The 18,380-nt window shown below is 30.4% G+C and carries 15 protein-coding genes; 7 read left to right on the top strand and 8 right to left on the bottom strand.

Annotated features, from left to right (window positions below; genetic code table 11):
- Position 1: 1 nt before the first annotated feature.
- Positions 2-793 carry a type 1 glutamine amidotransferase domain-containing protein gene (locus AAC008_RS14340; protein WP_339890149.1) on the bottom strand — a complete coding sequence of 264 codons (792 nt, stop codon included), beginning with the start codon at positions 791-793 and terminating at the stop codon, positions 2-4.
- Positions 794-880: 87 nt separating this feature from the next.
- On the opposite strand from AAC008_RS14340, the gene AAC008_RS14345 reads away from it, so the two are divergent.
- The gene (locus AAC008_RS14345; RefSeq protein WP_339890150.1) at positions 881-1,780 is read left to right on the top strand and encodes a LysR family transcriptional regulator; all 900 of its coding nucleotides are present in this window, start codon (positions 881-883) and stop codon (positions 1,778-1,780) included.
- A gap of 1 nt (position 1,781) precedes the next feature.
- On the opposite strand, the gene nadD is transcribed toward AAC008_RS14345, so the two are convergent.
- From nadD to AAC008_RS14370, 5 genes are all read right to left on the bottom strand, one after another.
- A complete protein-coding gene (nadD, locus tag AAC008_RS14350) occupies positions 1,782-2,363 on the bottom strand; it encodes a nicotinate (nicotinamide) nucleotide adenylyltransferase (protein ID WP_339890151.1) in 582 nt (193 codons plus the stop codon).
- A gap of 73 nt (positions 2,364-2,436) precedes the next feature.
- Positions 2,437-3,009, bottom strand: a complete 573-nt coding sequence (gmk, locus tag AAC008_RS14355) for a guanylate kinase (protein ID WP_339890152.1) — start codon at positions 3,007-3,009, stop codon at positions 2,437-2,439.
- A gap of 68 nt (positions 3,010-3,077) precedes the next feature.
- A complete protein-coding gene (locus AAC008_RS14360; RefSeq protein WP_339890153.1) occupies positions 3,078-3,938 on the bottom strand; it encodes a YicC/YloC family endoribonuclease in 861 nt (286 codons plus the stop codon).
- A 59-nt stretch (positions 3,939-3,997) separates the two neighbouring features.
- A complete protein-coding gene (locus AAC008_RS14365) occupies positions 3,998-4,888 on the bottom strand; it encodes a DMT family transporter (protein ID WP_339890154.1) in 891 nt (296 codons plus the stop codon).
- Positions 4,881-5,237 carry an ArsC/Spx/MgsR family protein gene (locus tag AAC008_RS14370; RefSeq protein WP_339890156.1) on the bottom strand — a complete coding sequence of 119 codons (357 nt, stop codon included), beginning with the start codon at positions 5,235-5,237 and terminating at the stop codon, positions 4,881-4,883. Before AAC008_RS14370 ends, AAC008_RS14365 begins: the two co-directional genes overlap by 8 nt.
- 80 nt (positions 5,238-5,317) lie before the next feature.
- On the opposite strand from AAC008_RS14370, the gene AAC008_RS14375 reads away from it, so the two are divergent.
- Positions 5,318-6,463, top strand: a complete 1,146-nt coding sequence (locus AAC008_RS14375; protein ID WP_339890157.1) for a cystathionine gamma-synthase — start codon at positions 5,318-5,320, stop codon at positions 6,461-6,463.
- 25 nt (positions 6,464-6,488) lie between these two features.
- Here the strand turns inward: AAC008_RS14375 and AAC008_RS14380 are convergent, their stop codons facing one another.
- On the bottom strand, positions 6,489-7,457 hold the full coding sequence (locus AAC008_RS14380; RefSeq protein ID WP_339890159.1) for a DUF3078 domain-containing protein: 969 nt from the start codon (positions 7,455-7,457) through the stop codon (positions 6,489-6,491).
- Between the two features lie 2 nt (positions 7,458-7,459).
- Entirely contained in the window at positions 7,460-9,229 is a 1,770-nt protein-coding gene (locus AAC008_RS14385) for a 1-deoxy-D-xylulose-5-phosphate synthase (RefSeq protein ID WP_339890160.1), read from the bottom strand.
- A 39-nt stretch (positions 9,230-9,268) separates the two neighbouring features.
- Here AAC008_RS14385 and AAC008_RS14390 point away from each other — a divergent pair, with 39 nt between their 5' ends.
- The 5 genes from AAC008_RS14390 to pbpC all read left to right on the top strand — a co-directional run bounded on the left by AAC008_RS14390 (position 9,269) and on the right by pbpC (position 18,327).
- Positions 9,269-9,709: a nucleoside deaminase gene (locus AAC008_RS14390; RefSeq protein ID WP_339890161.1), complete on the top strand. Its 441-nt coding sequence runs from the start codon at positions 9,269-9,271 to the stop codon at positions 9,707-9,709.
- Between the two features lie 108 nt (positions 9,710-9,817).
- Positions 9,818-15,313, top strand: a complete 5,496-nt coding sequence (locus AAC008_RS14395; RefSeq protein ID WP_339890162.1) for an MG2 domain-containing protein — start codon at positions 9,818-9,820, stop codon at positions 15,311-15,313.
- Between the two features lie 64 nt (positions 15,314-15,377).
- The gene (locus tag AAC008_RS14400) at positions 15,378-15,626 is read left to right on the top strand and encodes a type II toxin-antitoxin system ParD family antitoxin (RefSeq protein WP_339890163.1); all 249 of its coding nucleotides are present in this window, start codon (positions 15,378-15,380) and stop codon (positions 15,624-15,626) included.
- Positions 15,619-15,918, top strand: coding sequence for a type II toxin-antitoxin system RelE/ParE family toxin (locus AAC008_RS14405; protein ID WP_339890164.1), 300 nt, complete (start codon positions 15,619-15,621; stop codon positions 15,916-15,918). The genes AAC008_RS14400 and AAC008_RS14405 overlap by 8 nt, the downstream gene beginning before the upstream one ends.
- A 120-nt stretch (positions 15,919-16,038) precedes the next feature.
- Positions 16,039-18,327 carry a penicillin-binding protein 1C gene (gene pbpC, locus AAC008_RS14410; protein ID WP_339890165.1) on the top strand — a complete coding sequence of 763 codons (2,289 nt, stop codon included), beginning with the start codon at positions 16,039-16,041 and terminating at the stop codon, positions 18,325-18,327.
- Positions 18,328-18,380 lie beyond the last annotated feature (53 nt).

Below are 18,380 nucleotides of genomic sequence, written 5' to 3' on the forward strand. Positions count from 1 at the left end.
TTTATTTATTTAATTGTTCTAATAATTTTTGAGCTACTAATTTAGAAGAAGCAGGATTTTGACCTGTGATTAATAAACCATCTTCAACTGCATAAGGTGCCCAATTTTCACCTTTACTGTATGTTGCTCCATTAGCTTTTAAAGCATCTTCTAATAAGAACGGAACCACTTTAGTTAATCCAACAGCTTCTTCTTCTTCATTGGTAAAACCTGTTACTTTTTTACCTTTTACTAAATATTCACCATTCACTTTTACATCTTTTAATACTCCTGGAGCATGACATACAAAAGCAACTGGTTTATTGTTTGTGTAAAATGATTCAATTAATGATTTTGAGACATCACTTGAAGCTAAATCCCATAATGGTCCGTGTCCACCTGGATAAAATACAGCGTCATATTCTGCTTCATTAATATCAGCTAATTTAACTGAATTTGCTAATTTTTGTTGTAATGCAGCATCACCATCAAATCTTTTAGTGTCTTCTGTTGCTGAACTTGGATCAGCACTTTTTGGGTCAATTGGAGGTTGTCCACCATTTGGTGATGCAATTGTTATTTCAACTCCTTTATCTGCTAATTCATAATAAGGTGCTGCAAATTCTTCTATCCAAAATCCTGTTTTTTCTCCTGTGTTTCCTAGTTTGTCATGACTAGTTAAAACAAATAATACCTTTTTCATAGTTTCTTTTTTTGTTATTTGATTTTCTTGTGTTGTTGTCTCAGTTGTATTTTCTTTGTCTTTACAACTTGTTGACAAAATTACTAATAGTGCTAGTGCTATACGTTTCATGTTTTATTATTTTTTTTACAAAACTACGACTTATATGATATTAGTAAAAATAATTTAAGTTATGTTTGTGATAAATATATTTATGTCATGGTAAATTTGGAATGGTACAGAACTTTTAAATCCGTTTATAAAATTGGAAATTTTTCACAAGCTGCAAAAGAATTATTTATTAGTCAACCTGCAGTTAGTCAGCAGATAGCTATGTTGGAAGCACATGTGGGTTATAAATTATTCAATCGAAAATCAAAAGGAGTAGAACCAACCGAGTATGCAAAATTACTAAACAATCTAATCATTGAAGCTTTAGACCGTTTGGAAAGTGTGGAAAATGGTTTTCGTGAAAAAGCATTTAGTTCGAATCGATTGGTTTCTGTCGGAATTTCAAAGCATTTGTTTGCTAGTATTGGCACAAAATTGATTTCAAAATTCGATTTTATTGATTTTACTTATGCAGAAAATGAAGAGTTATTCAGTTTGGTAAATGATAAAAAAATTGATTTTGCAATTGTAACCCAAAAATTCGACACTTTTGACACTATTCAAAAAGAGTTAGGTAAAATAAAACAAATCGTCGTTGCGAGTAACGATTTAGATTTAAAAGAAGTTAAGAAAGAAATCAAAAATGAAAATTATACGACCATCGAAAATTGGTTAAACCAACAAAAGTGGTACAATTTTGATGCACGAATTCCTCATGTAAAATTATTTTGGTTGCATGTATTTGATAAAAAAAGACCTTCAATGGTTTCTAATTATATTATTCCGTCTGAATCAGAAATGTTGGCTACTTTGGCTGAAAATTCTGGTGTTTCAATAGTTTGGAATATTAATGCAAAACACTATTTAAAAGCTAATAAGTTGCAATTGCTTTGGGATAGCCCAAAAATGCCTAAAACTGAAATTTATTTACTAGCTCGAAAAAATGACACTTTGAATACTGTTTTGAATGAAGTTAAAGAAGAAATTAGTGCTTTTATATTAGAATAAATTACTTTTTATAAAATAAATTATGTTCCACATATTCCCAAACTTCTTTCGGTAACATAGGAACAATGTTTTTATCATTTTTAATACTTTCGCGAATAAAAGTAGAAGATAATTCAACTATTGGAGCGCCAATTCTATGAATTTTTGGATGATTTATAAATTGATCATCCATTTCACCAGAATTCAATCTTGGATAAACATAAACGTCATGATTCTTTAAAATGACTTCATAGTTTTTCCATTTATGAAGTGAGTTTAAATTGTCTTCACCCATGATTAAAGAAAATTTGTGTTGTGGAAATTTCTCAAATAAATGAGCTAAAGTATTTACCGTGTAATTTGGTTGAGGTAACTTAAATTCAATATCTGAAGGTTGAATTTTTGGAAAATCTTTGGTTGCCAAATGCACCATTTCTAAACGATGATAATCATCTAAAAGTGTGTTCTTCTTCTTGTGTGGATTATGGGGTGTTACAACCATCCAAATTTGGTCTAAATCAGAATGTTCAGCCATATGATTGGCAATAATCAAATGACCCACGTGAATTGGATTGAATGTTCCGAAATATAAACCGATTTTCATTTTTTTAATTAAAAGATTGAAAAATTGAATGATTGAAATAATTTTTAAATTCTTAAATCTTTCAATCATTAAATTATTTAGAAATAAATTCTTTAACCAACTGATATGCTTCTTCCTTAGCAGTGTCTAAATCGTAATTCTTAATTATTTTATCAAATTGTGGTGCTGTTGCTAATTCAACCGAAGCCTTTGCAACTCGCATATTGATTTTGTCTTCACTTTCTGTAGAACGTAATTTTAATCTTCGTTTTAATTCATCTACACTTGGTGGTTTTACAAAAACAGCTAAAGTTTCTTCTGGAAATTTATGTTTAATTCTTAATCCACCAACAACATCAATATCAAAAATGACGTGTTTTCCTAAAGCCCAAATTCTTTCAATTTCGTTTTTTAAAGTTCCGTAGAAGTTATCAGTGTAAACTTCTTCCCATTCTACAAATTCTTCAGCTTTAATGTGATTTTTAAATTCTTCCCAAGAAATAAAATAATAATCTGTTCCGTGAATTTCTGTTCCTCTTGGCTCACGAGTAGTGCATGAGATTGAGAATTCTAAATTTAAATCTTCTTTTTCTAATAAGTGTCTTACTATTGTAGTTTTTCCAGAACCTGATGGCGCTGAGAATACAAATAATTTTCCTTTAGTCATTTTATGCTGAACTTGTTTCAGCATCTTTCCATGCTGAAAATTTATATTTTTAATCTTTATATGTGCTTTTAAAGAACATTCAAAACTTGTTCCTTAATTTTCTCCAATTCATCTTTCATTTGCACCACTAATTTTTGCATTTCAGTGTGGTTTGATTTTGAACCCATTGTGTTAATTTCTCTTCCAATTTCTTGAGTGATGAATCCAAGTTTTCTTCCTAAAGCTTCTTCATTTTTCATCGTTTCTAAGAAATATTTTAAATGATTTCCTAAACGAACTCTTTCTTCGGTAATATCATATTTCTCTAAATAAAAAATCAACTCTTGTTCAAAACGATTTTCGTCAATAGTTGCTTTTAACTCTTCCAAAGCAGTTCGAAGCCTTGTTTTTACTGTTTCAACTCTTTCTGCATCATACGAAACAGCTTCATTCATTAAGTTTTCAATGTTTGAAATTCTTAACTCAAATTCTTTTTCTAATGAAAGACCTTCATCACTTCTGAATGTTGAAATATTATCTAAAGCTTCATTAATAACTTTTTCAATTTGAAGCCATTCTGTTTTGTCTAATTCTTCACGCTCTGTTTTTAAGGAATCAGGCATTCTTACAGCCATTTTCATCAATTCAGTTTCATCAGCATTTGGAATAACTTCTTTCATTTGATTGATGTAACCTTTTACAATAGGTACATTAATTTTAGCAGAAGTTTCTTCGCCAGTTACTTCTATATATAACGAAAAATCAATTTTTCCACGTTCTAATCGTTGAGCGATTGTGTTGCGAATTTGCAATTCCATTTCTCTGTAAACAGAAGGAGTTCTAACGTTTAAGTCTAATCCTTTACTGTTTAATGATTTAATTTCTACGGTTATTTTTTTGTTTGATAATTGCATAAATGCTTTACCAAAACCTGTCATTGATTGTATCATATTGTATTTTAAAAGATTTCAAAGATAAGAAATAGTGATTAGTGAAGAGTAATAAGTGATTAGTTATTTACTGTTTTCTTGTGAGTAACTAAAAAAACACCTGTAAATATCAGAATCGCTGAAAAAACTTTAATCATATTAAGTTCATCTTTTTCAAGACTAATTGCAATTATGGAAGCAAACAAAGGTTGTAAATAGATAAAAACTGATAAAGTTGTAGGCTTAAGTTCTTTCATAGCCATTAGGTTAATTAAATAAGCTAAGAATGTTGTAAACAAAACCACAAAACCAATATTGTAATAAATAGTAGTTGGAATGCTTTCCCAATTAATTTCCATAAATTCTTGATAGCCAAAAGGAAGTACAAACAATAATCCGAAAGTGTAAATCCATTTAATAAACGTAAAAGCATGGTATTTAGTAATCAGTTTTTTAATAATAATCAAATAAACGGCATAAGCTGAAGCATTAATGAAAACCAAAAAATTTCCATAACCTGCATTTGGACTATTCTCAATATCTTTTCCATAAAGGATTAAAATTGAAGTTCCTGTAAGTCCAATAAATATTCCAATGACTTTTTTGAGTTTAATTTTTTCTTTTAGTAGAATTGCCGATAAAATCAAAACCAAAATAGGAGCAGTAACCATAATTACTGATGCACTAATCGGTGAAGTCATGCTTAATCCCTTAAAAAATGTCAATTGATTTATGGCAACGCCAAATAATGCAGCCGCAATAATTCTAGGAAAATCATTTAAAGCAATTTTTTCTTTCGGACCAAAAAAAGTTAAGAGCCAAAATAAAAAAGCACCACCAATAGCTCTTATTAAAATAAAGCCATAAGGTTTTACATAAGTGGGCATAACATCTTTTGCAACTATAAAAGTTGTACCATAAATTAAAGCAACAAAAGTTGCACCAATTAAGGCTAATATTCTTTTAGACATTTTTTAAAGTCTTCATTAATTTTAAAATATTAGGTTGTGTGTTTCCTATGAATATTTCATTTTTAATTATAAAAACTGGTCTGCTTAAAAAGGTATAATGTTCTAAAATTAAAGCTTTGTAATCGTCTTCAGTTAGTTTTTGATTTTTTAAACCTCGTTCTTTATACAATTGAGCTCTTTTACTAAATAATGCTTCATAACTACCTGCTAATTCTCGCATTTGTTCTAGTTCTTCAACTGTAATTTTATCTTGTCTGATGTCGTGAAATTCTAATTCAATTCCTTTTGGTAAAGATTTAATGATTTTTCTACAAGTATCACATGAAGCTAAGTAGTATATTTTATCCATTTGGTCTAAAATTTTAATTTGAATGCAAAAATACGGTAGTTATTGTCTTTAAAATAATTATTTTTAACAAAATTCTACAAATGAAATTCAATACTAAAACCATACACGGTGGACAACACCATGAAAAAACAACAGGTGCAGTTATGACTCCTATTTTTCAAACATCAACTTTTGCACAAACAAGTCCGGGAAAACCTATTGGTGATTATGAGTATGCAAGATCAGCAAACCCAACTAGAACAGCGTTAGAAGATTCATTAGCAAGTTTAGAAAACGGAACTAGAGGTTTAGCTTTTGCTTCTGGTTTAGCGGCTACTGATGCTGTAATGAAAATTCTAAAACCCGGTGATGAGGTTATAGCAATAGATAATTTGTATGGAGGAAGTTATAGAATGTTTACGAAAGTATATCAGGATTTTGGAATCAAATTTCATTTTGTAGACATGACTGATTTAGAAAAATTTGAATCTTTAATTAATGAAAATACAAAATTAATTTGGTTGGAAACCCCAACAAATCCTTTAATGAAATTAGCAGATATAGCTGAGATTTCAAAAATTACTAAAAGGCATAACTTACTTTTAGCTGTAGATAATACTTTTGCAACTCCTTATTTACAAAAGCCTTTAGATTTAGGTGCTGATATTGTAATGCATTCGGCAACAAAATATTTAGGAGGTCATTCAGATGTTATGGCTGGTGCTTTGATTGTAAATAATAAAGAACTTGGCGAAAAATTACATTTTGCTCAATTTGCAACGGGTGGAATCTTAGGGCCAATGGATAGTTATTTAGTTTTAAGAGGAATTAAAACCTTACACTTAAGAATGCAACGTCATTGTGAAAATGGAATGAAAGTCGCAGAATACTTAAGCTCACATTCAGCCGTTAAAAGAGTTTATTATCCTGGATTAGAAAGCCATCCAAATCATGATATTGCTAAAAAACAAATGATTGGTGGTTTCGGTGGAATGGTTTCCTTTACGTTCAATTCGGGAAAAATGGAAGATGCTGTTGCCTTTTTTGAAAAATTAAAAGTATTCACTTTAGCTGAATCTTTAGGTGGTGTAGAATCTTTGGCAAATCATTCAGCCACTATGACTCACGGTTCTTTAACCAAAGAAGAAAGAGCAGGAATTGGAATTACGGATGATTTAGTCCGCTTAAGTGTTGGAGTAGAAGATATTGATGATTTAATTGATGATTTGACACATGCTTTAGCTTAATAAAAAAACATTTTTTAAACCATCATTACCCAGTAGTGATGGTTTTTTTCTTGAATTCGTATACTATTCCTATTCCCATAATTTGTTTTAGTTGAATTTTTGGGCCAGAAATAACTTGAATGTTATCTACTTGTTTTTTGGTTTTTATGTCGTCATCATAAATCAACTGTGTTCCGATACTTGCTTTTACATATTCATTTACTGTCATTTCAAATTGTATTTGCCAATTAACATCTATGTTTCCAAAATGGTTTAAATAATCAGAATATAAAGAAATGCGATTCTCAAACATTATGTTTTTATAAATTTCGGTTTCCCATTCATTAGTAACTAAAACACCTAATTCAGTTCTTGATTTTTTTCCTAAAGAAACTATATTTCCATTTTCATCATAAATTGCTTTGTCTACACCAAAAGCACCTTCATTTGCTAGCCTTTGATTAAGAACTAAAGTTGTTTTGTGGGTTAAAGGAGATAAATAAAATCTAAGATGTTCTTTTTTGTTAAAGTATTCCGCTCCAATTCCTAAGAAAAAATAAGCAGGTGCAAAAGGAGCAGAAATAGAAACATCGGTATTTGGATAAGAATATCCATTGTAAAATTGTGTGTTAAAATTAAATTTTCCGGCATAAAACCATTTTGAAATAGTGTCATTTCTAAAAGCAACTGTTGAATTGATTTGAAGTTGATCATCTGTCTTTCTCAACTCTTGCCCTTCTTGTTTGTTTATACCATATCTAAAAATCAATTCGTTATCCCAATTGAGTTTATCAATGCTATAATTTCTTTTAAAATTCCCTTTCAATAATCCTGAAATCGAATTATTTCCACCTGCATTCCAGTTTACAAATGAAATTTGTGAAATATCAAAACCGACTTTGTTTTTTGACTTCCAATTTGATATTGTATCAGGTATTTTTGTTCTTATAACTTGAGAAAAGCCATTTTGTAATAGTAATAATGAAGCTATGAGGAATATACTTTTTTTAAACATGTTTATATAGTAGAAATAGTTTTTATTATAGATGTAACGTCAATTTTGCAAATGTGTTGTAATTCATCAATACTTCCTTGTTCAATAAAAGTATCAGAAATGCCTAGATTAACAATTTTGTTTGTGTAATTGTTTGAAGCAGCCAACAAATTTATTAAACTTCCAAATCCACCAATAATAACGCCATCTTCAATAGTAATTATTTTAGAATAAGTTTTGAAAATTTCATTTAACTGACTTTCGTCCATTGGTTTAATAAATGGGAAATGATAATGTGATATTTTTTTGGTTTGATTCAATTCAGCTAAAGCTTTTTCAACATTTGATGCTATAGTTCCAGTTGAAAGAATTGCAATTTCAGAACCTTTTTGCAAGCATTTAGATTTTCCAATTTCAATAATCTCAAAAGGTTTTTTCCAATCCACAATTTTTCCTCTTCCTCTTGGATAACGAATAGCTATCGGATGATCTAATCCTAAAGAAGCAGTATACATGATGTTTCTTAATTCAATAGCGTCTTTTGGAGCGTATATTATTAAATTCGGAATACAGTTTAAATAAGAAATGTCAAAAACTCCGTGATGTGTTGCTCCATCTTCACCAACCAAGCCAGCTCTGTCTAAACAAAAAACAACTGGTAAGTTTTGTAAAGCTACATCATGAATAATTTGATCATAAGCACGTTGCATAAAAGTGGAATAAATATTGCAAAAAACTACCATTCCTTGCGTTGCCATTCCTGCTGCTAAAGTTACAGCATGTTGTTCGGCAATTCCAACATCAAAAGCTCTTTCTGGAAAAGCTTCCATCATATATTTCATAGAACTTCCACTGGGCATTGCCGGTGTTATTCCGATTATTTTATCATTTTTTTCCGCTAATTCAACTAAAGTTAAGCCAAATACATCTTGAAACTTTGGAGGTAAATTTTCTTCATTTTTTGGATGAATTTTTCCTGTTTTGGCTTCAAATTTTCCTGGTGCGTGATATTTTACTTGATTTTTTTCGGCTAATTCTAAACCTTTTCCTTTAGTAGTAATAACGTGAAGAAATTTTGGACCTTTTACTTTCTTCAATCGTTCTAATTCAGCTAATAATTTAGGTAAATCGTGACCGTCAATTGGTCCGGAATAATCAAAATTTAAAGATTTTATTATGTTATTTTGTTTTGGGTTTTTTCCTTCTTTAACAGCGGTTAAATAATTTTTTAAGGCACCAACACTTGGATCAATTCCAATAGCATTGTCATTTAGAATTACTAATAAATTAGCATCAGTAACTCCAGCATGATTTAAACCTTCAAAAGCCATTCCTGAAGCAATTGAAGCATCACCAATAACAGCAATGTGTTGTTTGTCAAAATCACCATTTAATTTAGAAGCAATTGCCATTCCTAAAGCAGCAGAAATTGAAGTCGAAGAATGTCCAACACCAAAAGTATCATAAACACTTTCACTTCTTTTAGGAAAACCCGAAATTCCGTTTAAAGTTCTATTGGTTTCAAAAACGTCACGTCGTTCAGTTAAAATTTTATGACCATAAGCTTGATGACCAACATCCCAAACCAATAAATCAGCTGGAGTATTGAAAACGTAATGAAGTGCAATAGTCAATTCAACAACTCCAAGACTTGCTCCCAAATGGCCTTCTCTTTGAGAAATAACATCAATGATAAATTCACGCAATTCTTTAGCTAATTGTGGAAGTTGATTTGGAGAAAGTTTCTTCAAATCGTTTGGATTGTTTATATGTGAAAGTAAATTTTCCTTCATTTGACAAAAGTACTAACTTGAAATTGTATTTTTGCTATTATGATAGATATTTTCACCGACGAATATTTTATGAAGAAAGCTTTGCAAGAAGCTGAAGCTGCTTTCGAAAAAGGAGAAATTCCTGTAGGAGCTGTAATTGTTATTGATAATAAAGTCATCGCAAGAAGTCATAACCTAACAGAATTACTTAACGACGTTACGGCTCATGCAGAAATGCAAGCCATAACTAGTGCAGCAAATTTCATTGGAGGAAAATATTTGAAAGATTGTACACTTTATGTAACCTTAGAACCTTGTCAAATGTGTGCTGGTGCTTTGTATTGGAGTCAAATTTCAAAAATTGTTTACGGAGCTTCCGATGAAAATAGAGGTTTCATTAAAATGGGAACTCAATTGCATCCAAAAACAGAAGTTGTGGGTGGAATTATGGAAAAAGATTGCTCCTTATTGATGCGTGCTTTTTTTAGAATGAGAAGATAATTTTTGTAAGTTAAACTTTAAATTTATTTTATATCTTTATGCAATAATAAACTTTAAAATGAAGTTTTGTTATTGTTGCTTTTTTATTAATCCTTTAAAAATCAGTTTATGAAACTTAATCGTAGTTTGCAGTTAATCTTGTTGTTAATTGTGAGTTTTTCTTGTGGAAAAAAATCAGAAAATTTTAACTCAGATTTTAATTTATATAAGGATTATATTCTTAATTTTAGTTCTGGATTAGTTTCTTCAGAATCCGATTTTAGAGTTGTGTTAGCTTTTGATAATAAAGAATGGACTGCAAACCAGGAATTAGACAGTGATTTGTTTTCAATAAATCCAAGTGTTTCAGGTAAAGTTATGGCGCTTTCTACAAATACTGTTGCGTTTATTCCTTCAGAAAAATTAAAACAAGACACAGAATATCAAATTACTTTTCATTTAGACGAAGTTAAAAACGTACCAGACAAATTAGAAGAATTTAATTTCACTATAAAGACAATTAAGCAAGATTTTTTAATTAAAACATTAGATTTACAGTCTTACAGTAAAGAATATCAATACCTTAATGCAACGATTTCTTTTAGTGATGATATAGATGTTGAATCTGTTTTAAAGATAATTAAAGCTAATCAAGGTAGTGATGATTTAAAAATAAAAATTGATAAAGATGTTTCAAATCCAAGAGAATTCAAATTTGTTATTGACAGCATCAAACGTAAAATTGAAGACAGTAAAATAGATATTGTTTGGGATGGTTCTGTACTAGATATTGACCAACAAGGTTTATTGGATTTTGAAATTCCTGGAAAAAATAATTTTAAAGTAATTTCTTCTAAAATTCAAGAAGATAATGCTCAAGTATTGTTGATTAATTTTTCTGATCCTTTAAAAATAGGTCAAAATTTAGAAGGCTTAATCCAAGTTGAATCTGCAACGAATCTAAAATTTGCAACTGCAGGAAATCTTTTAAAAGTATTTTTTAATGAATCTTTAAAAGGAGAGTTATTAGTTGAAGTCTTTCAAGGAATTGAAAATGAAGAGGGAAATAAAATGAAATATGACTTTGCAGAAAAAGTTACATTTGATCAAGTAAAACCTGAAATTAGATTCATAAAAAGCGGAACAATTCTGCCAAGTTCAAACAACTTAAAAATCAATTTTGAAGCAGTTAACTTAAAAGCCGTTGATGTCAAAATATATCAAATCTATAAAAACAACATCTTACAATTTTTACAGTATAATGATTTAAATGGAAGTCAAAATTTAAGAAATGTTGCTCAACCAATTGTAAAACAAACGATAACATTAAAGACAAATAATCTTGCAAATTATGGAGAATGGAATGCTTATGCTTTAGATTTATCTAAAATTATTTCAGTAGATCCAGGTGCTATTTATAGAGTTGAGTTGAATTTTAAAAAGAAACATTCACTTTATAAATGTGCAACAACAACTGTTGATGAAGATGAAGAGGAAAATGACGATAAAGACGAAGTACGTTCTAATCAATATTATTATGACGATTATGATTATTATGACGATTATAATTGGAATGAAGTGGATGATCCTTGTACAAATTCCTACTATTACAATAAATCTATTTCTACAAATGTAATTGCAACCGATTTAGGAGTAATTGCAAAAAGAGGTGAAAATGGTTCTTACTTTTTTGCTGTAAATAATATTGTTACAACTGAACCTGTTGCTGGAGCAGTTATTGATTTATATAACTTTCAACAACAAAAACTAGCTACTATAAAAACTGATGTTGAAGGGATTGTAAATGCAGATGTAACTAAATATGCTTATTTCGCAATTGTAACCAAAGACAATAACACAACTTATGTTAAACTTGATGAAGGTCAATCATTATCAGTAAGTAATTTTGATGTGGGTGGCGAACAATTACAAAAAGGACTGAAAGGCTATATTTATGGTGAAAGAGGAGTTTGGCGTCCTGGTGATACATTACACATAGCTTTTATGTTGAATGATAATGAAAGTAAATTAGAAAAAACACATCCTATAAAGTTCAAATTATCAAATCCGCAAGGAAAAGCAATGTATGTTGCCGTTCAAAAATATAATGAAAACAATCACTATAAATTTAAAGTTGTTACCAAAGATTCAGACATTACAGGAAATTGGGAAGCTAAAATATCAATTGGTGGAGTTCATTTTTACAAAAGCATTAAGATTGAAACCATTAAACCCAATCGTCTAAAAATCAAAAACAGTTTTGCTGATGGAAATTTATCAGGCAATAAACCAAACAACGGAACTATTGAAGTGGCTTGGTTGCATGGTGCGATTGCAAAAAATTTAAAGGTTGATATGCAAGCCAAATTCATGCAACAAGTAACTGCATTTAAAGGTTTTTCAACTTATGATTTTGATGACGAAGTACGTAAATTTTCAACGGAAGAAGTAAATGTGTTTTCAGGAAAAGTGGATGATTATGGAAGAACAAATGTTTCCATTCAGCCAAAAATCACCAATCAAGCACCGGGAAAATTAAAAGTAGTTTTTCAAACTAAAGCTTATGAAACTGGCGGAGATTTTAGTACAGATGTTGTAACTGCAACTTATTCTCCGTTTAAAACTTACGTCGGAATAAAAAGTCCAGAACCTAATAAATACGGAATGTTGGAAACCGAAAAAATGAATCGTTTCGATATCGTTTCTGTAGATGAGAACGGAAATCCAAAAGCAGTAAAAAACTTGGAAGTTCGCGTTTATAAAGTAGATTGGCGTTGGTGGTGGAATAGTAATGGTGATGATTTATCAAGATATAATTCATCAGAAGTTACAACGGCTTACAAGAATTTTAATGTAAGTACAAACGCATCTGGAAAAGCAAGCGTTCAATTTAAAGTTTCAGAAAATGAATGGGGAAGATATTTAATTAGAGTTGTAGATAATAATGGAGGTCATGCATCAAGTAAGACTGAAATTATCGATTGGCCAATTTGGTCTGGAAAAACAAAATCAGGTGACGCCTCGACAGCAAATATGTTGGTCTTTACTTCTGATAAAACAAAATATGCAGTAGGCGAAAAAGCAACAGTTTCATTTCCTTCAAGTGAAGGAGGAAGAGCTTTAATTTCGATTGAAAACGGTTCAAAAGTAATCAAATCATTTTGGGCAATGACTCAAAAAGGTGAAACCAAAGTCGAAATTCCTGTTACAGCAGAAATGGCTCCAAATGTTTACATAAATATTTCGTTATTAAAACCTCATGCTTCAACGTTAAATGATACACCAATTAGAATGTATGGAATTTTACCAATTGAAGTTGTTGATAAAAACACTGTATTACAACCTCAAATTGCAATGGCAAGTGTCTTAAAACCTGAAACAAAAACTACTATAAAAGTAAGTGAAAAATCAGGTAAAGAAATGACTTACACATTAGCAATCGTTGATGATGGTTTATTAGACTTAACAAGATTCAAAACGCCAAATGCTTGGGATAAATTTTATGCAAGACAGGCTCTTGGAGTAAAAACTTGGGATGTTTATGATGATGTAATTGGAGCTTATGGTGGAAAAATAAATCAAATTTTCAGCATTGGTGGTGATGAAGATTTAGGTGGAGGAAATGCCAAAAAGGCAAACCGATTTAAACCAGTTGTTATTTATTTAGGACCTTATAAATTAGAAAAAGGACAAACAAAATCGCATACGGTTACATTACCAAATTACATAGGTTCAGTAAGAACAATGGTTGTAGCAGGAAATGCAAAATTAAATGCTTACGGAAGTGTAGAAAAAACAACTCCAGTAAGAAAGCCTTTGATGGTTCTAGCTTCTGTGCCAAGAAAAATTTCTCCAAATGAAAAAGTTACGTTGCCAATTACAGTTTTCGCTATGGAAAATCATGTGAAAAATGTAACCGTTCAAATAAAAACAAATAATGCTGTTCGTGTAGTTTCTGCTTCAAAACAAAATGTAAGTTTCAGTTCACCTGATGAAAAAAAGGTGTATTTTGATTTAGAAGTTGGAAATGTTCTCGGAATAGGAAAAATTGAAATCATTGCCACATCAGGAAATGAAAAAGCAACTTATGAAGTCGAATTAGATGTGACAAATCCAAATCCAGTTACAAATGATTTTGTGGATGTTGTTGTGGAACCAAATTCAAGTCAGACTATAAGTTGGGATACATTTGGTGTAAATGGAAGTAACAAAGCCAATATTGAAATCTCATCATTTCCAACAATTGATTTTAATGGTCGAATTCAGTATTTGATTCAATATCCTCATGGTTGTGTAGAACAGACTACGTCAAGTGTTTTCCCTCAATTGTATTTGGGTGATGTAATGGATTTAGACAGCAATAGAAAAGCTGAGATGCAGAAAAATATCAATGCTGGAATTCAAAAATTAGGTGGTTTTCAACAAACAAACGGTGGATTATCTTATTGGCCAGGAAATAGTGGATCAGATGATTGGGGAACTTCTTATGCCGGACATTTCTTGATTGAAGCTGAGAAAAAAGGATATGTTTTACCAATTTCTTTCAAACAAAAATGGATTTCTTACCAACAATCAGAAGCCAAAAAATGGAGATATTATCAGCAATATCATAATGACTTTGCACAAGCTTATCGTTTATACACATTAGCTTTAGCGGGTGTTCCAGATATGGGTTCTATGAATCGTTTAAGAGAAACATCCGGAATTTCAAATGAATCAAAAACACGATTAGCAGCAACTTATGCCTTAACGGGACAAAAGAAAACGGCTTTGGCTCTATTAAATGCGACTTCTGTCGATGATTCAAACAACAACTATTACTATTATTATGGTTCTCAAGAAAGAAATCAAGCAATGCTTTTAGAAACGTATTTGTTAGTAAATGACAATCAAAAAGCATTTGGATTAGCAACTAAAATAGCCAATTCACTTTCTTCTAAAAATTACATGAGTACGCAAACTACAGCTTATTGTTTGTATGCAATGTCAAAATTTGCGATTAAAAATGGTGGAAAAGGAATCAATGCTTCTTTCACTAATAATGGAAAATCGGAAACTATAAATTCTACCAAATCTATTGCTGATAGAAAATTGGTTGTAAAAAACGGCTCAAATAGTGTGACTATCAAGAATAATAAAGACAACACAATTTATGTTCGAGTTTTAAACAGCGGAATTTTACCTGTTGGTGAAGAAAAAGTAATGCAGAATAATTTCTTTGGAAACATCACATTTAAAACTAGAAATGGCAATACAATTTCTTTAAATGAAATCAAACAAGGAACCGAAATTGTAGCACAAGTTACAATCAGAAATCAATCGAATGATAATATTGAGAATGTTGCTTTATCACAAATAATTCCTTCCGGATTTGAAATCATGAATTCACGTTATACAGATTTTGGTAATTTTGCTCAAAATAAAGCGGATTACATCGATATTCGTGATGACAGAACACAATTCTATTTTGGACTTCGTGCCAATGAATCTAGAACTTTTACAGTTTTATTAAACGCTACTTATTTAGGAGATTATTATTTTCCAGGTATTCAATGTGAAGCTATGTATGACAACAATTATATAGTAAGAACAAAAGGAGAATGGGTTAAAATTGTGAAGGATTAAAAAAAAAGAGTTTTTCTTTTTAAAAATTACCAAAATTAGGTAACTTTATAAAAAATATATAATTATGGGACGAAATACATCTGTATCTTTAGGGGATTATTTTGAAGACTTTGTCGATAACAGAATAACAGAAGGTAGATTTAAAAATGCAAGTGAAGTTATTCGTGCAGGTTTAAGGTTGCTAGAAGAGGAAGAAAACAAAATTATTTCGCTAAAAAAAGCAATTAATGAAGGAATTGAAAGCGGAATTGCTTTAGACTTTGATTCAGCAAAACACCTTAAGTCATTAAAAGCAAATAAAAAAAATGGCTAAGTACTTTTTGACAAACAAAGCAATTGAAGATTTGACGGCTATTTGGAATTATACTTATGAAGTTTGGTCTGAAAATCAGGCTGACAAATATTATAGGGAACTTCTTAGTGTTTGCAATGAATTAGCAAATAATCCTAGTTTAGGAAAAAACTATGAAGAGTTAAGAAATGATATTTTTGGGTTCAAATCAGGACAACATATTATATTTTTTAGAATACTTAATGAAAGTGAAATTGAAATAACACGTTTTCTTCATTCTCGTATGGATTTAAAAAATAAAATGAAAGAATAATATTGCCTACTTGTATTTTATAAGTAAAATACTTTGATTAAAAATTAAGTGAATAAGTTAGATAAAATCAAAAAATTTTTCAAAAACAATAAAATAAAAACTACCATCATCCTTATTTTGATGGTAGTTTATTACTTTTCATTACCCAGAAAATTATTTGAAAACAATTATGCAACAGTAATTGAAAGCAACGAAGGTCAGTTGTTAGGAACCAAAATTGCAAAAGATGGGCAATGGCGTTTTCCTGAAAGTGATAGTATTCCCAATAAGTTTAGAGAATGTATCATTGCTTTTGAAGACCAACATTTTTACCAACATTTCGGATTTAATCCTGTTTCCATGTATCATGCTTTTTTGCAAAATAGAAAAGCCAATAAAGTGGTTCGTGGTGGAAGTACCTTAACCCAACAAGTAATCAGATTACACCGAAACGGAAAAAGTAGAAGTTATTTCGAAAAAATAATTGAACTTGTTTTGTCTACACGATTAGAATTTAGACATTCAAAAGATGATATTCTACAATTATATGCAGCTCATGCACCCTTTGGAAGTAATGTTGTAGGATTAGAAATGGCTTCATGGAAATATTTTGGTTTGCAACCTAATCAATTGTCTTGGGCAGAAGCAGCAACTTTGGCAGTTTTACCAAATGCACCAAGTTTAATTTATCCAGGAAAAAATCAAGAACGATTGCTTAAAAAACGAAATATATTACTCAAAAAACTATTTTCAAACGAAATAATTGACAAGGAAACTTATGAATTAGCCCTTCAAGAAAAGTTACCTCAAAAACCTTTTGATGTACCACAAAGTGCTCCTCATTTACTAGAAAAAATTGCCAAAACAAATCGTGGTGAAAAAATTAAAACAACAATTAACACGCATGTTCAAGAACAAGCGAATGAAATTGTAAGACAATATTATAATTTGTACAAGCAAAACCAAGTTTACAATATTTCGGTATTAGTTGTTGAGGTAAAAACTAGAAACGTTGTAGCTTATGTAGGAAATAGTCCAACGGATAAAAACCATCAAAAAGATGTGGATATTATTTCAGCACCTAGAAGCACAGGTAGTATTTTAAAACCTTTTTTGTATGCTTCTATGTTAGATGATGGCGATATTTTGCCCAATACTTTAATTCCAGATATTCCTACACAAATTTCAGGCTATTCTCCACAAAATTATAATATGACTTATGACGGAGCTGTTCCTGCAAGTAGAGCATTGTCTCGTTCTTTGAATATTCCAGCAGTTTTGATGTTGCAGAATTATTCCGTGAATAAATTTTATGAGCAATTGCAAAAATTAAAATTGAAAGATGTAAACAGACAACCCAGTAATTATGGTTTGTCCTTAATTTTAGGTGGTGCAGAATCAAACTTGTGGGATTTATGCAATTCTTATGCGTATATGTCAAGCACGTTGAATTATTTCAATAAAAACAATGACAAATATAGAACCAATGAATTAAGTAGTTTAAACCTAAATTTCAATACAAAAATAGATTTTGGAAAACCAACCAAGCAAAAAAACGTATTTGGAGCTGGAGCTATTTGGCAAACTTTCAATGCCATGAAAGAAGTCAATAGACCAGAAGGTGATGAAGCTTGGCGTTTTTATGATTCTTCACTAGAAATTGCTTGGAAAACAGGAACAAGTTTTGGAAGTAGAGATGCATGGGCAATTGGTGTAACCAAAGAATATGTAGTTGGAGTTTGGGTTGGAAATGCAACAGGTGAAGGAAGACCATTATTAACTGGAGTAGAAAGTGCAGCTCCAATTTTGTTTGATGTTTTTCATTTGTTACCAAAATCCAAATGGTTTGAAACTCCTTTTAATGATTTAGAAGAAGTTGAGGTTTGTACTCTTTCGGGTTATTTGGCTCAAGAAAATTGTCAATCCAAAAAACAATGGATTCCAAAAACTGCTAAAAAAACAGAAAATTGTCCTTATCACAAATTAATACATTTGGATAAAAATGAACAGTTTAGAGTGAATTCAACTTGTGAAAGTGTGGATAACATAGTTTCAAAATCGTGGTTTGTTTTGCCACCAGTTATGGAATGGTATTATAAAAGTAATAATCCAAATTATCAAATGTTGCCAGCTTTTCGTTCTGACTGTATTTCAAATACTGATGATAAAGTGATGGATTTTATTTATCCAAAAGCGAAAACTAAAATCATTCTAACTAAGAATTTTGAAAGTAAATTACAACCTGCAATCTTCAAAATTGCTCATACAAATAGAGAAACTGAACTTTTTTGGTATTTAGATGACACCTATTTAGGAAGTACAAAAACATTCCATGAAATGCCAATTATAGCAAAAACGGGTTTTCATATTGTTACGGTTGTGGATGAATTGGGTAATGAAATTAGAAGAAGAGTTGAGTTTGAGCAATAAAAAAACCGCTACTCAATTAAGAATAACGGTTTTTATTTTTTTACTTGATTGCC

Origin of the sequence: uncultured Flavobacterium sp. (assembly GCF_963975515.1) — a bacterium.
GTDB lineage: Bacteria > Bacteroidota > Bacteroidia > Flavobacteriales > Flavobacteriaceae > Flavobacterium.